Source organism: Mitsuaria sp. 7, from assembly GCF_001653795.1.
Lineage (GTDB): Bacteria > Pseudomonadota > Gammaproteobacteria > Burkholderiales > Burkholderiaceae_C > Roseateles.
On the sequence record NZ_CP011514.1, the window covers coordinates 1,150,169 to 1,164,371 of the forward strand.

14 protein-coding genes are annotated in these 14,203 nt (G+C 69.5%); 6 read left to right on the forward strand and 8 right to left on the reverse strand.

Annotated elements, in window-relative coordinates; all coding sequences use genetic code 11:
• Nucleotides 1–4 precede the first annotated feature (4 nt).
• The 4 genes from ABE85_RS28705 (at nt 5) to ABE85_RS05095 (ending at nt 6,703) form a co-directional block, all read left to right on the forward strand.
• Nucleotides 5–2,668, forward strand: coding sequence for an ABC transporter substrate-binding protein (locus tag ABE85_RS28705; RefSeq protein ID WP_197507202.1), 2,664 nt, complete (start codon nt 5–7; stop codon nt 2,666–2,668).
• On the forward strand, nt 2,665–3,627 hold the full coding sequence (locus tag ABE85_RS05085; RefSeq protein WP_082938336.1) for an ABC transporter permease: 963 nt from the start codon (nt 2,665–2,667) through the stop codon (nt 3,625–3,627). Before ABE85_RS28705 ends, ABE85_RS05085 begins: the two co-directional genes overlap by 4 nt.
• Nucleotides 3,624–5,393 carry an ABC transporter ATP-binding protein gene (locus ABE85_RS05090; RefSeq protein ID WP_067270716.1) on the forward strand — a complete coding sequence of 590 codons (1,770 nt, stop codon included), beginning with the start codon at nt 3,624–3,626 and terminating at the stop codon, nt 5,391–5,393. The genes ABE85_RS05085 and ABE85_RS05090 overlap by 4 nt, the downstream gene beginning before the upstream one ends.
• 215 nt (nt 5,394–5,608) lie before the next feature.
• Nucleotides 5,609–6,703 (forward strand): hypothetical protein, encoded by a 1,095-nt coding sequence (locus tag ABE85_RS05095; RefSeq protein WP_067270718.1) that lies wholly within the window; start codon nt 5,609–5,611, stop codon nt 6,701–6,703.
• A gap of 27 nt (nt 6,704–6,730) precedes the next feature.
• Here ABE85_RS05095 and ABE85_RS05100 read toward each other — a convergent pair whose 3' ends face one another.
• The 3 genes from ABE85_RS05100 to ABE85_RS05110 form a co-directional block, all read right to left on the reverse strand.
• Nucleotides 6,731–7,024 carry a YMGG-like glycine zipper-containing protein gene (locus tag ABE85_RS05100; RefSeq protein WP_067270722.1) on the reverse strand — a complete coding sequence of 98 codons (294 nt, stop codon included), beginning with the start codon at nt 7,022–7,024 and terminating at the stop codon, nt 6,731–6,733.
• A 204-nt stretch (nt 7,025–7,228) separates the two neighbouring features.
• Nucleotides 7,229–8,203 (reverse strand): serine/threonine dehydratase, encoded by a 975-nt coding sequence (locus ABE85_RS05105; RefSeq protein WP_067270725.1) that lies wholly within the window; start codon nt 8,201–8,203, stop codon nt 7,229–7,231.
• A complete protein-coding gene (locus tag ABE85_RS05110) occupies nt 8,200–9,189 on the reverse strand; it encodes a nitrilase-related carbon-nitrogen hydrolase (RefSeq protein WP_067270728.1) in 990 nt (329 codons plus the stop codon). Before ABE85_RS05110 ends, ABE85_RS05105 begins: the two co-directional genes overlap by 4 nt.
• 76 nt (nt 9,190–9,265) lie before the next feature.
• Between ABE85_RS05110 and ABE85_RS05115 the strand changes: the two genes are divergently transcribed.
• Both ABE85_RS05115 and ABE85_RS05120 read left to right on the forward strand, forming a co-directional pair.
• Complete coding sequence (locus tag ABE85_RS05115; RefSeq protein ID WP_067270731.1) at nt 9,266–9,997, forward strand: IclR family transcriptional regulator; 732 nt, start codon at nt 9,266–9,268, stop codon at nt 9,995–9,997.
• Nucleotides 9,998–10,090: 93 nt separating this feature from the next.
• The gene (locus tag ABE85_RS05120) at nt 10,091–10,960 is read left to right on the forward strand and encodes an NAD(P)H-binding protein (RefSeq protein ID WP_067270734.1); all 870 of its coding nucleotides are present in this window, start codon (nt 10,091–10,093) and stop codon (nt 10,958–10,960) included.
• Here ABE85_RS05120 and ABE85_RS27365 read toward each other — a convergent pair.
• The 5 genes from ABE85_RS27365 to ABE85_RS05140 all read right to left on the reverse strand — a co-directional run bounded on the left by ABE85_RS27365 (nt 10,905) and on the right by ABE85_RS05140 (nt 14,112).
• The gene (locus tag ABE85_RS27365; protein ID WP_157521948.1) at nt 10,905–11,306 is read right to left on the reverse strand and encodes a hypothetical protein; all 402 of its coding nucleotides are present in this window, start codon (nt 11,304–11,306) and stop codon (nt 10,905–10,907) included. The two genes, ABE85_RS05120 and ABE85_RS27365, sit on opposite strands and share 56 nt — an antisense overlap.
• A gap of 17 nt (nt 11,307–11,323) precedes the next feature.
• The gene (locus tag ABE85_RS05125) at nt 11,324–11,704 is read right to left on the reverse strand and encodes a hypothetical protein (protein ID WP_157521950.1); all 381 of its coding nucleotides are present in this window, start codon (nt 11,702–11,704) and stop codon (nt 11,324–11,326) included.
• Entirely contained in the window at nt 11,698–12,438 is a 741-nt protein-coding gene (locus ABE85_RS05130) for a hypothetical protein (RefSeq protein WP_067270742.1), read from the reverse strand. The genes ABE85_RS05125 and ABE85_RS05130 overlap by 7 nt, the downstream gene beginning before the upstream one ends.
• 71 nt (nt 12,439–12,509) lie before the next feature.
• Nucleotides 12,510–13,034, reverse strand: coding sequence for a hypothetical protein (locus tag ABE85_RS05135; protein ID WP_067270744.1), 525 nt, complete (start codon nt 13,032–13,034; stop codon nt 12,510–12,512).
• A gap of 115 nt (nt 13,035–13,149) precedes the next feature.
• Nucleotides 13,150–14,112 carry an alpha/beta fold hydrolase gene (locus tag ABE85_RS05140; protein WP_197507203.1) on the reverse strand — a complete coding sequence of 321 codons (963 nt, stop codon included), beginning with the start codon at nt 14,110–14,112 and terminating at the stop codon, nt 13,150–13,152.
• Between the last annotated feature and the right edge of the window lie 91 nt (nt 14,113–14,203).

Below are 14,203 nucleotides of genomic sequence, written 5' to 3' on the forward strand. Positions count from 1 at the left end.
GGGGATGACTTCAATGTTCGGGAACTGGGCCTCGCGAGCGAGCGCGGTGATCGCGATCGTGCTGATCGCGTTCTCGGGCGTGTTCCTCGGTACGTTCCCCGGCGCGCTCGCCGCGGCGCCCGCCGAGCGCGAAGTCCGCGTCGCGATGCAGCTGGAACCGCCCATCCTCGATCCCTCGTCGGGCGCCGCGGCGCCGATCGGCGAGCTGGTCTACGGCAACCTCTTCGAAGGCCTGCTCACCCTGGGCGAAGACGGTCAACCCAAGCCGCGCCTGGCCGCGAGCTGGGAGGTGCTGGACAACGGCTTGCACTACCGCTTCCAGCTGCATGACGGCGTGCGCTTCCATGACGGCACGGCGTTCGATGCGAGCGTCGCGAAGTTCGCGATCGATCGGGCGCGTGCGCCGGATTCGCCCAATCCGCAGCGCACGTCGCTGGCCGCGATCACGCGCGTGGCCGCGAGCAGCCCGCTCGTGCTCGACATCTGGCTGCGCGAGCGCTCGGGCCGCCTGCCGATCGCGCTGTCCAGCGCCGCGCTGGTGATGGTCGCGCCCGCCACCGCGGACAGCAACCGCACGGCGCCGGTCGGCACCGGGCCTTGGCGCTTCGAGCAGTGGCGCCGCGGTGACTCGGTGACCTTGCGTCGCAATGCCGACTACTGGGGGGCGGTCTCAGGATCGACGTCGAACCTCGAGCGCCTGCGCTACCGCTTCATCGCCGATCCGACCGCGGCGTATGCGGCGCTGATGGCCGGCGACGTCGACCTGTTCTCCAACTTCCCGTCGCCGGAGAACCTCGCGCAGTTCCACGCGGACCGCCGTTTCGCCGTCGAGATCGGCAGCAGCGAGGGCGAGACCATCCTCGCCTTCAACCATCGCAACCCGCTGCTGGCGCAACTCCCCGTGCGGCGCGCGATCTCCCACGCGATCGACCGGAAGGCGCTGATCGACGGCGCGATGTTCGGCTACGGCGAGCCGATCGGCAGCCACTTCCCGCCGCGCAATGCGGCCTACGTGGACCTGACGGCGGTGTCGAACTACGACCCGGTGCGCGCGCGGGCGGTGCTCGCGGAGGCGGGCATCGCGCCGTCGACCATCCCGCCGCTGCGGATGAAGCTGCCGCCGACCTCCTACGCGCGGCGTTGCGGCGAGATCCTCGCGGCGCAGCTCGCGGCGATCGGCCTGCGGGTGCAGATCCAGAACCTCGAGTGGGCGCAGTGGCTGGACCAGGTCTACACGCGGCATGACTTCGACCTCAGCGTCATCGTCCATGCGGAGCCGCAGGACTACGACATCTACGGCCGCGAGGGCTACTACTTCGGTTATCGCAGCCCGGCCTACCAGGCGCTGCTGCGCGGGCTCGACTCGACCACCGACCCGGCGGAGCAACGCCAGCGGCTCCAGGCGATCCAGCGCCAGCTCAGCGACGACGCGGTCAACGGCTTCCTGTTCCAGTACCCGCGGCTGCTGGTGCGTCGCGCGGACCTGCAGGGGCTGCGCATCAGCGGCATCGGCAACGTGGAGTTCGGACAGGCGTCCTTCGATGGCACCGGCACGACACGGGCGACCGGAGCGACCGGAGCGACCGGAGCGAGCGATGCCGCAGGAGGAGGGGCGGGCGCGTCGACCGTCGCACGTTGGCCTTTCCTCGCCATCGGACTCCTGGGCGCGGCGCTGGCGGCGGCGTGGCTCGTGTGGGTCGGTCGCCGCTGCGATCCGGGCTGGCTGGCGGCGCGCGGCGTGAGCCTCGCGCTGACCCTGGTCCTCGCGAGCTTCGTCGTGTTCGCGCTCGTGCAGTTGGCGCCGGGCGATCCGGCGCGGCAGATCCTCGGCCTTCAGGCCGATGAGGCGACGGTGGCGTCGTTGCGTCGGGAGCTCGGCCTTGATGCGCCATGGCCCAGCCGCTACCTCGACTGGGTCACCGGGCTGCTGCGCGGCGACTTCGGCAACAGCATCACCTATCGCGTGCCGGTCGTGGGCCTGCTGCTGGAGCGCCTGCCCTTGAGCGTGCCGCTGGCGCTGTACGCGCTGCTGCTGGCCATCGCGATCGCGGCGCCCGCGGGGCTGGGCGCGGCGTGGCGTCCCGGCAGCCGGCTGGACCGCCTCATCGACCAGCTCAGCCAGCTCGGCCTCGCGGTGCCGAACTTCTGGCTCGGCCTGCTGCTGAGCCTCGTCTTCGCCGTCGGCCTGCGATGGGTGCCCGCCGGCGGCTTCGAGGGCTGGGGTCAGGGCTTGTCCTCCGGACTCGCGGCGCTGACGCTGCCGGCCATCGCGCTCGCCTTGCCGCAGGCGGCCATCCTGGCGCGCGTGCTGCGCGGCAGTCTGCTCGACCTCGGCGGCGAGGACTTCCTGCGCACCGCGCGCGCCAAGGGCGCCGGCGACTGGCGCGTGCTGTGGCGCCACGCGCTGCCCAACGCGGCGCTGCCGTTGCTCACGCTGCTGGGCCTGCAACTCTCCTTCCTGCTGGCGGGGTCCGTGATCATCGAGAACGTCTTCTTCCTGCCCGGCCTGGGACGGCTGCTGTTCCAGGCCGTCGCGCAGCGCGACCTCGTGCTGGTGCAGAGCGTGGTGCTGCTGCTGGTCGCGACAGTGGTGCTGCTGTCCTTCGTCGTCGACCTCAGCGGCCGCGCCGCCGATCCGCGCCTGTCGCGCGCGGGAGGCCGGTCATGAGCGGGCGCTCCTCCGTCGTGCCGGCGGCAGGTCCGGACGCCGGTCCGGATGGCCGCTCGGACAACACCCCGGATGGCCGCCCGGGGAGCGGCACGGACGGCGGCACGGACAGCGACGCCCGGACTCGACTGGGCAGCCGGCTGCTCGCCGGTCTGGTGCTGAGCGCCGTGCTGTCCGCGCTGGCGTTGCTGTCGCTGTGGTGGACGCCTTGGGACCCCGCCGCGCTGGACCTGCCCGCGCGCCTGCAGGGGCCGTCGTGGACGCACTGGCTGGGTACCGACGCGCTGGGCCGCGATGTGCTGTCGCAGCTGATGCGCGGCGGTGCGACCTCGCTGGGCGTGTCGCTCGTGGCGGTGGCGCTGGGCGCCGGTGTCGGCGTGCCGCTGGGTCTGTGGGCGGCGGCGCGCGGCGGTGTGGTCGACGAGCTGCTGATGCGCGGCAACGACCTCGTCTTCGCGTTCCCGTCGCTGCTGCTGGCCGTGCTGCTGAGCACCACGCTCGGGCCGGGTGCGATCAACGCGATCCTGGCGGTGGGAGTGTTCAACATTCCCGTCTTCGCACGCCTCACGCGCGGTGCTGCGCTCCCGCTGTGGCAGCGCGAGTTCACGCTGGCCGCGCGCGTGGCGGGCAAGGGCGCGTGGCGCATCTCGATCGAACACGTGCTGCCCAATCTCGCCGGACTGCTGCTGGTGCAACTGAGCATCCAGCTCGCGCTCGGCCTGCTGGCGGAGACGGGGCTGTCCTACCTGGGCCTGGGCACGCAGCCGCCGCAGCCGAGCTGGGGCCGCATGCTGGCCGATGCGCAGACGCTGACGGCGCTCGCGCCCACGCTGGCGGTGTTTCCCGGCCTGGCGGTGGCGCTGTCGGCGCTGGCCTTCCAACTGCTGGGGGACGGATTGCGCGAGCGCTTGAACCCGCGACTCGCCCGCCTGGGTCGATTGGATCGGACTTTCCCATGACGGCGACGCTTTCTTCGACCCTCGATCCGGCCGCCGCCGCCGCCGCGTTGCTGCGCGTGCGCGACCTCTCGCTACGCGCTGGCGAGCGTCGCCTGCTGTTCGTGCCCGAGCTGGACGTGGCCGCCGGCGAGATCGTCGGCCTGGTCGGCGAATCCGGCTCCGGTAAGTCGCTGACGGCGTTGGCCTTGCTGGGCTTGCTGCCGCCGGAGTTGTCGCGGCGCGGCGCACTGCATCTGGAAGGCGTCGACCTCGCCGCACTCGACGAGGCTGGCTGGCGGCGGGTGCGCGGCGCTCGCGTGGGGTTGGTGTTCCAGGAGCCGATGACGGCGCTGAATCCGCTGATGCCCATCGGCGCGCAGATCGAGGAAGCGCTGCGCCTGCACGGCCGAGGCAACGCCGCCGAGCGGCGCGCGGAGGTCGACCGGTTGCTGGTGCGCGTCGGTCTCAGGACCTCAGGCGATGGCGCGGACGAAGCGACGGGCGTGGACGCGCGTCGTTATCCGCATGAGCTTTCCGGCGGTCAGCGCCAGCGCGTCGCCATCGCGATCGCGGTGGCCTGCCGACCTCGGCTGCTGATCGCCGACGAACCCACCACCGCGCTCGACGTCCGCAGCCAGGCGCAGATCCTCGATCTGCTGCGGCGTCTGGTGCGGGAGGACGGCTGCGGACTGCTGCTCATCACGCACGACCTCGGCGTGGTCGCGGAGATGGCGGACCGGCTGGTCGTGCTGCGGCAAGGCGAGGTGCAGGAGCAGGGACCGCTGCGGCAACTGCTCGATCCGCCGCGTCATCCGTACACGCGGGCGTTGGTCGAGCAATCACGGTTGAGTCCGGCGTTGCCTCGTGCGGCGGCACCGCCGGGTGAGGGGACTGCCGCGGCCGCTGGCCCTCACCCCCACCCTCTCCCGCAAGCGGGAGAGGGAGTAAGACAGCGCGGCGAGGCCGTCGTGCCCTTGCTGTCGTTGCGCGAGATCGTGTGCGAGTACCCGGCTGCCGATCGCAGCTTCTTCCGCCCGGGCCGGCGCGTGCGGGCCGTCGATCAGGTGAGTCTGGACGTGCTGCCGGGCGAGCGGGTCGGTCTGGTCGGCGAGTCGGGCAGCGGCAAGTCCACGCTGCTGCGCACGGTGCTCGGCCTGCAACGTCCGGCGTCGGGCGAGGTCCGCCTGGCCGGCGAGCGCTTCACCGGCGCGGAGACGGCCTTGCGCCGCCGCGTGCAGATCGTGTTCCAGGATCCTTATGGCAGCTTCGATCCGCGCTGGCGCGTGGAGCGGATCCTCGCGGAACCCTTGCATCTGCTGCGACCGGCGCTCGGCGGGACGCAGGCGCGCGAGCGCGCCGTCGAGCTGCTGCGGCAGGTGGGGCTGGAGGCGGACGCGCTGCGGCGCTTCCCGCACGAGTTCTCCGGCGGGCAGCGCCAGCGGCTCGCCATCGCGCGGGCGCTGATGGTCGAGCCCGACCTGCTGGTGCTGGACGAGGCGGTCTCGGCGCTGGACGTGTCCTTGCGGGCGCAAGTCCTGACCCTGCTGGAGCGCCTGTGCCGCGAGCGCGGCGTCGCCACGCTGTTCGTCACGCACGACCTGGCGGTGGTGCGCGCGGTCACGGATCGCGTGATCGTGCTGCAGCAAGGCCGCGTGGTGGAGGAGGGCGCCACCGCCGAGGTCTTCGCCGCGCCGCGTCATGCGTACACCCAGGCGCTGCTCGCGGCGGCGCCGGATCTGGACCGGGCGCTGGCGGCGAGGCGCCGCGCGGAGGCCGACGCCGCGTAGGCGCCGCGGCGGCACATCGCGCCAAATGGGTCGCCAATGGGTCGCCAAATGAGGCGCCGCGTGGGGCGTCACGGGGCCTCACATGACGTCACCTCACGCGGTGACGGCATTGCCACACGGACGCCACGGCACGCTCCTATACTCCGCGCCCAACACGCCAAAGCGGTCCCATCCGAAGGACTGCGGCGTCGGGAATATCAACGGGAGAGGAACCCATGATTTCAGCGAAGCGCACCCCTGCCGCCATCCTGGTGGCGATCTCGTCCCTCATCGTCGCGGCCTGCGGCGGCGGTGGCGAGGCCGGCTCGGACAAGGCCTCCGCGATGGCGGACAAGACGGGCCGGGCCCAGTCGGTCGAGCCGGTGCTCAGCACCAACCAGCAGATCTTCGAATCCTTCATCCTGGTGCCCAGCGAGGGCAGCTTCTTCCTGCACTGGAACCTGCCTTACGCCGGCGCCACCAGCCCCAGCGTGAACTACGCGTTCTCGGACTACGGCCTGCTGACGGCGTCGCCGCTGACGAACGGTCCGCAGCTCAGCGCGCAGAGCTCCCCCCAGAACATCACCACCACGCTGGGCTTGCCCACGCCGGGCGTGACGCGCGTGCTGAAGAACGGCGCCGTGATCGTCGCGGGCACGGTGAACCGGGTGTCGTACGTCGACGCCGACGTGCGCGTGGACACGCTCTCCGCGGACAACACCACGGTGGCCTTCTCCGAGATCCGCAGCAACTACGAGACCGTGCCGCTGACCGGCACCATCGCCTCGACGCCGGCGGACTTCGCGCACTTCCACAACTCGTTCTTCTCGAACGCGACCATCCTCGAAGCGACGGCGACTTACCTGCCCGGCGCCGCCTACCTCAAGTTCGCGCAGACCAACAAGGGCGACCGCTACAACGCCTTCGACTGCACGACGGCGACCACCGGCGCCAACGTCTCGCCGTGCCGCACCGGCACGACGCTGACGGCCGCGCTGACCGCCGGCATCGTGTCCAACAGCGACGGCACCACCTACCGCCTGGCAAACGGCAGCATCACTGTGGTCGACGGCGTGTCCGTCTGGGTGGCCACCAATCCGCGTCCGCAGTCGGCCACGCTGAGCGCGACGGTGCAGTACCGCGTCTACTTCGCGCTCAACGGCAACGTCTACACCGGTGCACTGACCAAGGACGGCGCGGTGCTGGGCGGCAGCGCCTACGTGTCGAATCCGGCCGGCACCACGGCCGTCGACCGGCTCACCTTCCTGCCCTTCGACATCCGCCTGAACAAGGCCGCGCACGACAGCATCGTGGCGGCGATGAAGATCTGAGGATGATTTGAAGGGAGCGCCACGCCGTCAGCGGACGGCGTGACGACGACCGTCGTTGTCGACCCAGTAGCGGCCGCCGTTGCCGTCCGAGTAGACCTCGCGCTCGCGGCCGTCGACGACCAGGCGTCCGATGACGGCGCCCGCGACGGCGCCGACCACCGCCCCCGTCACCGCGTTGCCGCCGGTCACCGCGCCGATGACCGCGCCGCCGACGGCGCCGACCCCGGCGTTGCGCACATCCCGGTTGTCCGAGGCGCAGCCGACCGTCAGGGCGGCACAGGCAGCGACCAGCGCCGCGCTTCTGAAGAATGACGTGTTCATGGGAACCTCCAACGCTATGGGTTGATTCGATGCCGCAGCGTGCCGTCCCATTGCTCGATGTTCATCGAACGTCGGGGACCGCAACGCCTGCGGGCGCTTGTTCCGGGGATACGGCAAGCGTCGTGCCGTGCGCCGTGATTCCGTTGAAAGGCCCCGCGCAGCGGCGTTTCGAGCCCGTGTGCGCGACGTGAAGCGGGGACCCGCTCAGAACACGGCGGGTGCCACGTTCGCGCCGCAGAGGACCAGGCAGACGTGGGCGCCAAGGCGGAGTTGGAGATCACCGCTTCGAACGGCGGCGAGCGGCACTGCCGCGGCCGGCTCGACCATCAGCCGGCACTCTTCCCACAAGGCCCGTTGAGCGGACAGGATGTCCTGTTCCGACACGAGGCTGGTGACGATGTCGTGGCCGCTGAGGACGCGGAACGGCGTCCGGCCGAGTTCGCGGCAACCCAGCGCGTCGGCCGCGATGCCGCCGGTCTTCACGGCCACCGGACCGCCCGCGCCGAGTGCGGAGTTCAAGGTCGGGCACAGCTCGGGTTCCGCGCCGACGACCAGGGTGGTGTCGCCGAACCATCCCGAGACGCCGCCGATGAGGCCGCCCCCGCCGACGGCGACCACGACGGCGTCGGGCACGCCGATCTGCTCCTCGATCTCCTTGGCCAGGGTGCCTTGCCCGGCCAGGGTGTCCGCGTGATCGAAGGCATGGATGGACAGGGCGCCGGTCTCCTGACTGCGGCGCTCGGACGCTTCCAGCGCCTCCACGTACACGTCCCCGTGCTCGATGACCGTGGCGCCGAAAGCGATCAGGCGGTCCCGCTTGAACTGCGAGGTCACGCGGGGCACGTAGACCTCGCAGGGCACGCCGAAGCGCTGCGCCGCGTAAGCCAGGGCGGCGCCATGATTGCCGCCGGACGCGCAGACCAGCCCGGCCGCGGGAATCCGCGCCTCAGCCAGACGGTTGAACACGCCCCGGGGTTTGAATGAGCCGGTGCGTTGCAGCTGCTCCAGCTTGAGCGTCAGCTGATACGGCGATCCCAGCGAACCGGCGGGCAGGGTGACGCAGGGCGTGCGGACGATGAAGGGCGCGATGCGCTCGTGTGCGGCGGCAATCCGCTCGCGCCAGCCGGACGAGAAGGAAGAGGAGGACGCGGGGGACGCGGGGGACGAAGTCGGGTTCATGCGAAGGGTCCTCCATTCGTCGTGACAGGTGCCTGGACGCGCTCATTGACGAACAGCTGGAAGACGTCCGGACGGGCGTAGTGACCCGTGACGTCCAGGTCGTACTTGCCGCGCACGATGTCCTCGCGGTCGATGGTGGCCAGGAGCACGGCTTCGCCTTCGAAGTCCGGACCTGCCAGGAAGTTGCCGAAGGGATCGACGATGCAGCTGCCTCCGCGGCTGAAGGGCTGGGTCGGGTCCGCGGTCCCGACACTGCCGACGCCGCCGGCGCTGCCGACGTTCGAGGCGATCGCGGCGTTCACGTACCCGGCGGGATAGTCCGCCGCGGTGGCGTACTGGTTGGCGCTCAGGACGAAGCAGCGTCCCTCGATGGCGATGTGCTGCATCGAGGCCGGCCACGAGTCCCGCCCGTCGAGCGTGGGCGCGCAGTACAGCTCGATGCCCTTGGCATACATGGCGGTGCGCAGCAGGGGCATGTAGTTCTCCCAGCAGATCACCGCGCCCAGCTTGCCGAGGTCGGTCTCGTAGACCGGCAGGGTGGAGCCATCGCCGAAGCCCCACACCGTGCGCTCGCTGCCGGTGGGCATCAGCTTGCGGTGCTTGCCGAGGAAGTTGCCGTGCCTGTCGAAGAAGACGACGGTGCAGTACAGCGTGCCGCCGGCGCGCTCGATCACGCCGGTGACCAGGTGGACGCCCAGGCCCTTGGCGAGCGCGGCGAGTTCGTCGATGAAGGGGCCGGGCACGTCGATCGCGTTCTGGTGGTAGCGCAGGAACTCGTCGCGGCCCTGAGGGCTTCTTCCGCCGACGAAGGCGCCGAAGGTGCTGCCTTTCGGATACGTGCCCAGCATGGCCTCGGGAAAGACGACCAGCGAGGCGCCCTGGCTCCGCGCCTGATCGGCCAGGCCTTTCATGCGGCGCAGGGTCTGCTCGTTGTCGAAGGCGACGGCTGCCGACTGCACGACGGCTGCGGTGAATGGTTTTTGCATGGTATCTATAGTGAACCAGTGGTATAAATAACGTACTTCACGGATCCGGATTATGCATACCGACGACGAGTCTTCAATGGCGCGCGATGAAAAGCCGCTGGTCAACACCGTCAGCCACGCCGTGCTGATGCTGGAAGCCTTCAGCGCCCAGCCGGTGCAGGGCCTCAATGAACTGAGCCGGGCCGTGGGCATTCCGCGGGCGAGCGCGCTGCGCATCCTGCGGACCCTCATGGCCCACGGCATCGTGGGCCGGGCGGAGACCAAGTACCGGCTGACGCGACGCCTGATGGAACTCGGCGCGTCGGCCGGCTCGCCGCAGGCCATGCAGACGGCAGTGGCGGAGGTGCTGCAGGCGCTGGTCGCGAAGACGGGCGAGACCTGTCACTTCGCGCAGCTGGCCGGCGCTCAGGTGGTGTACGTGGCCAAGCAGGATTCCCCGCATCCGATCCGGATGAACAGCCACGTCGGCTGGCACGGGCCGGTGCATGCGACGGCCGTCGGGAAGGTGCTGCTGGCGCTCAAGCCCGCGGCGGAGGTGCGTGCGCTGCTTCCCGGCAAGCTCGAGAGATTCACGACCAGGACCATCGTCTCGAAACCGAAGTTGCTGGACGAGCTGTCGCGGATCGCCAGCCAGGGTCATGCGGTCGACGACGAGGAGCTGATCGACGGCCTGCGATGCGTGGCGGTCGCCGTGCCGCAGGCGGGGGGCGCGATCTCGGTGGCTGCGCCGGCGAGCCGGATGGACGACAAGCGCCTGATCGCCGTCGTGAGACAGATTCAGGCCACAGTGAAGGATTGGCGGCCGTAGCGGCGTCGCGCACAGTCGGTGTCCGGGCAACGCGTTTGCCCCGATCGGATCGGGCCGCTCCACGGTGGACGGCCGTCGGAAAGGAACACGACGATGATGATCATCATGGGTGCGTTCGGGCATGTGGGATCCGAGGTGGTGAAAGCCCTGCTTCGAGAGGAGCAGGACGTCATCGTCGTGACGCATGACCCGGGGCACGCGTGGCGATGGGAAGGGACCGGCGCGCAGGTCGCGCTGGCGGACGTGAACGATCCCGATGCCTTGCGCGCCGTGTTCAAGGAGGGGCGGCGGGCCTTCCTCCTCAACCCGCCGGCGGCGGTGGACGGGGACACCGACAAGACCGAGCGGCGCACGGTGGCTCGCCTCCTCGAGGCCTTGCAGGGCAGCGGCCTCGAGAAGGTGGTGGCCGAGTCCACCAGCGGCGCCCGCCCCGGCGAGCGCCTGGGCGACCTGAACGTGCTGTGGGAGCTCGAGGAACGGCTGCAGCATCAGCCGATTCCCGCGGCGATCAATCGGGCCGGGTTCTACATGTGCAACTGGGATGCGCAGCTCGACGCGGTGCGGGAGTCGGGAGATCTCGTCTCGCTGTTTCCCGCCGATCTGCGATTGCCGATGGCCGCCCCGCGCGATCTCGGCGAGATCGCGGCGCGCCGGCTGATGTCATCGCTCGACGATGTCGGCGTCCAGCACGTGGAGGGCCCTGAGCGCTACAGCGCGAACGACGTCGCCGCCGCCTTCGCCGCGGCGTTGCAGCGGGACGTCCGCGTGGTCGTCACGCCGCGCGAGCAGTGGGAGGCGTCGTTCCGCGGACTGGGCTTCTCGCAGGCCGCGGCGGAGTCCTACGCGCGGATGACCGGCGCCACGCTGGACGGCCTCGATCTGCCCGAGGTGTCCATCAAGGGACGCGTCACGATCGACGAGTACGTTCGCGATCTGGTGGAGGCGACGCGTCCGTCGGTGTGAGCAGCGTGGAGGGTAACGCCTCCAGTGCGTGACGTGCGAGGACACGAAGCGGAATCCAGGCCGGGTGCTGCATGGCAGCGAGGTTCGACGCCCGGTCTGAACCCGCGGGCAGTGTCGTCGCGGGCACCGCATCGAGCGCGCAGACGAGGGCTGAAATCCAGGCTTCCTGCTCGGCGTCGAGGTGACCTTTTCCAACGAGGTATCGGCCAGCCTGCACCTCATCCTTGAGCTCCCAGGCGACGTTGAAGTCGCCTACGGATTCGCATTGCTTCTCAGCTGCGGAGGCGAGGACGGCAAGCGCGTCGGCGAAGACGCGGTAAGCGTCGGGGAAGGTGTCGTCGGACATGCGCGATCATTCCTTGCTCACAAGCAGCGTCCCTGTACCGTGCATGCCGCGATCAGGAAAAGCACTGGTGCCACCGCGCCGGCGAAAGCCGAGAGGGTCAATGCCGCGGCGATCTTTCCCGGCAAGGACCAGCCTCGTAGCAGCGTCCGCATGAGGACGGACGTTCCCAGCAAGGGAGCGGCATACGCCGCCGCGAACGTCGGGAAATGAATCAGGCCGTCGTTGGGCGTAACCGCCCGCATCGCGACGTAGAGCACTGTTGTCGAAGCGAGCAGCGCGGCCATTGAAACGGCGCAGTACGCCTGCAGCGTGGAGTCGCGCATCCCGAACCATGCCAGGCCGATCATCGCGATCGCGAGCGGCACGAAAAAGAAGAGTTGCGCCCGAAGCATCAGCAACCGACCGACGTCAGATACGTCGTCGGCGCGTTCTTGCCGGGCTTGGCCTGGCTCGACAGCACCAGAGCGGAATTCAACGCATTCGGCCCGCCGATGTAGAACAGGAAATCTGGCCGCCCATCGCCGTCGAAATCGCCCAGCGCGTCGATCCGCACCTCCCAACCGTAGCCGCCGAGGTCGTACTCAAAACGTTGGCCGCCGACTTCCAGCGTGAACTGCGTGCCCTCGCCATACGGACGGCCGTCGGTCGTCCGGAATCCGTTCTGCAGCGTGAAGGCGTAGGGCAGTTCGCCGAGCTTGAGCTGGAAGCGGTAGCCCAGTTCCGGCACGAGGCTCGTCGTCCCGTTCTTGAATCGATGCAGCGGCACGACGCCGGCCTTCAGGCGCGATCCGGGGATCCGGACGTACAGGTCCCCGAGGTCGGAGATGCCGGATCGATCGCCGAGGTCGAACGACTCGGCCTGTTCTGCGATCTGCCGGTGGGCCAGGATGGGCTTCAGGGCGGACCTGGCCTCGGCGGGCTGGAGCGGCTGGAGCGTCATCGTGGCGGACTTGGGGTCGAGGCTCATCGACACCCAGCCGTCCATCGGCCACTTCGCGACGGGGATCTTCTCGAATGGCGGCGGCACCAGATGGCTGCCCACATCGCCGCGCCATTCGCCGTGCTGCAGCATCACGCCGGGCGGCGACAGCGCGGGCTCCGCGGCGTGGACCGCCGTGACCGCGGCGATCACTCCGACGCTCCATGCGAGGCATCGCAGCTGATGGCGACGAACGGGTGAAGGCAGGAGTCGAGAGAGGCGGTTCATAGGGTCCTGGGACGCTGACGTTCAGTGGTCAGGCGCCCTGTATTGTCTGACGGCGGACGCTTTCCATTGAGCTGCAACAGGATCGTTTCGTCCGGCGACACGAGGTCGAAGCGACCATCGGAGCGGGGATGGATTTCTCCGGAGAGCAGGCGGACGACGTCGCTTCCGATCGCAAGCCAAGCTTCCACGATGGCTCCTGCGGGGTCCCGTTGGACGCTCACTGTCACGGTGCCCGTCGGCAGTACCTCAAGCACACGGGTCCGGAAAATGTGGCCGGGCTTTTCCGGCTCCGGTGCCATCGGCGCTTCGGACCTCTCGAGAAAGAGGCCGTACTCGCGCCCGTCGCCGTGGTTGAATTCGGAAAGCAGTCGGTAGACGGTGCCGCCGCTGGTCTCCACGTCGATCGCCACGAACTGCCAGAACGGAACGTCCTCGTGCGTCCAGACGACGGGCGACTTTCCTGCAAGGTCGCTGACGACGGACTCGTCCATCGCCACGTCTTCGCCGCCGTTCAGTGCCATCTCATGCCCTGTCCATCGGGTGATGTGGGTGCCGGCTAGTTGCGTCAGAGTCTCAAAGTGAATCAAGGATGCGTTCGACGTTGGGATGGCTGTCGAGTGTATCGACGGCCTTGCCCTACCGTTGCCTCTCCAGGAACTGCCCCACATCCTTCGCCGACTGCTCCGGAATCTCCCGCTGCGGCAGGTGCCCGACGTTCGGGTACACGATCAACTTCGCGCCCGGGATCGCCGCGGCGAAGCGGCGCGAATGCTCGACCGGGATCAGCGGGTCGAAGTCGCCGTGCAGCACCAGCGTCGGCACCTTCACGGTGGCGAGCAGCTCCTTGGTCGCCGTCGCATGACTAGCGGGCGAGGCCGACATCAGGATGTCCCGATGACCCGGATAGCGCTGGTAGCGCGCCCAGCGATCGATCACCGCGTCGGTGATCAGTGCCTTGTCATGAACCTGCGCGGTCAGGCCCTGCTTGATCAGCGGACGGTTGTCGATGCTGGCCAGCAAGTCCCGACCCCACTTGTATTGCAGCAGCCGGAAGGCGAGCGAAGGACTTGCACCAGTGGCATCGCTGGGCCAGCCGGCCGCGGACACCAGCACCAGTGCCTGCACGCGCTCGGGCGCCGCCAGCGCGAGCTTCCACGCCACGCCGCCGCCCATCGAGTTGCCCGCCACGGCGAAGCGCTTCACGCCGATCTTGTCGGCGAAGCCCAGCACGATCGCGGTGACCGCGCCGCCATCGAGCACGAACCCGGCCGGCGCGGCCGTCAGGCCGTGACCCGGAAGGTCCAGGCTGATGATGCGCCACTTGTCGCGCAGCACGGGCGACCAGCCTTCCCAGGTGGCATAGGAATCGCCGTAGCCATGCAGGAGCAGCAGCACCGGCGCATCGGGCGGACCTTCGTCGCGGTAGTGCAGTCGCAGGCCTGGGCTGACCTCGACGTAGCGTTCATGGGCAGTCTGGAACTCGCGCTCCAGTTGCTCGGCGGGCAGGTCGGGCGCGCGCAGCGACCACCAGGCGATCGCCGCGAGCGCGACCAGCGCCAGCAGCACGATGAGGACGGTGTAGGAAAGGATCTTCAGCAAGGCGGCACTCCACTAGGAGGCGAGAGCCTAACCATCTAAGCGCCCCTCGCGCCACCGCCCCTTGGACGCATGCCGCATATGCAGATGCGGA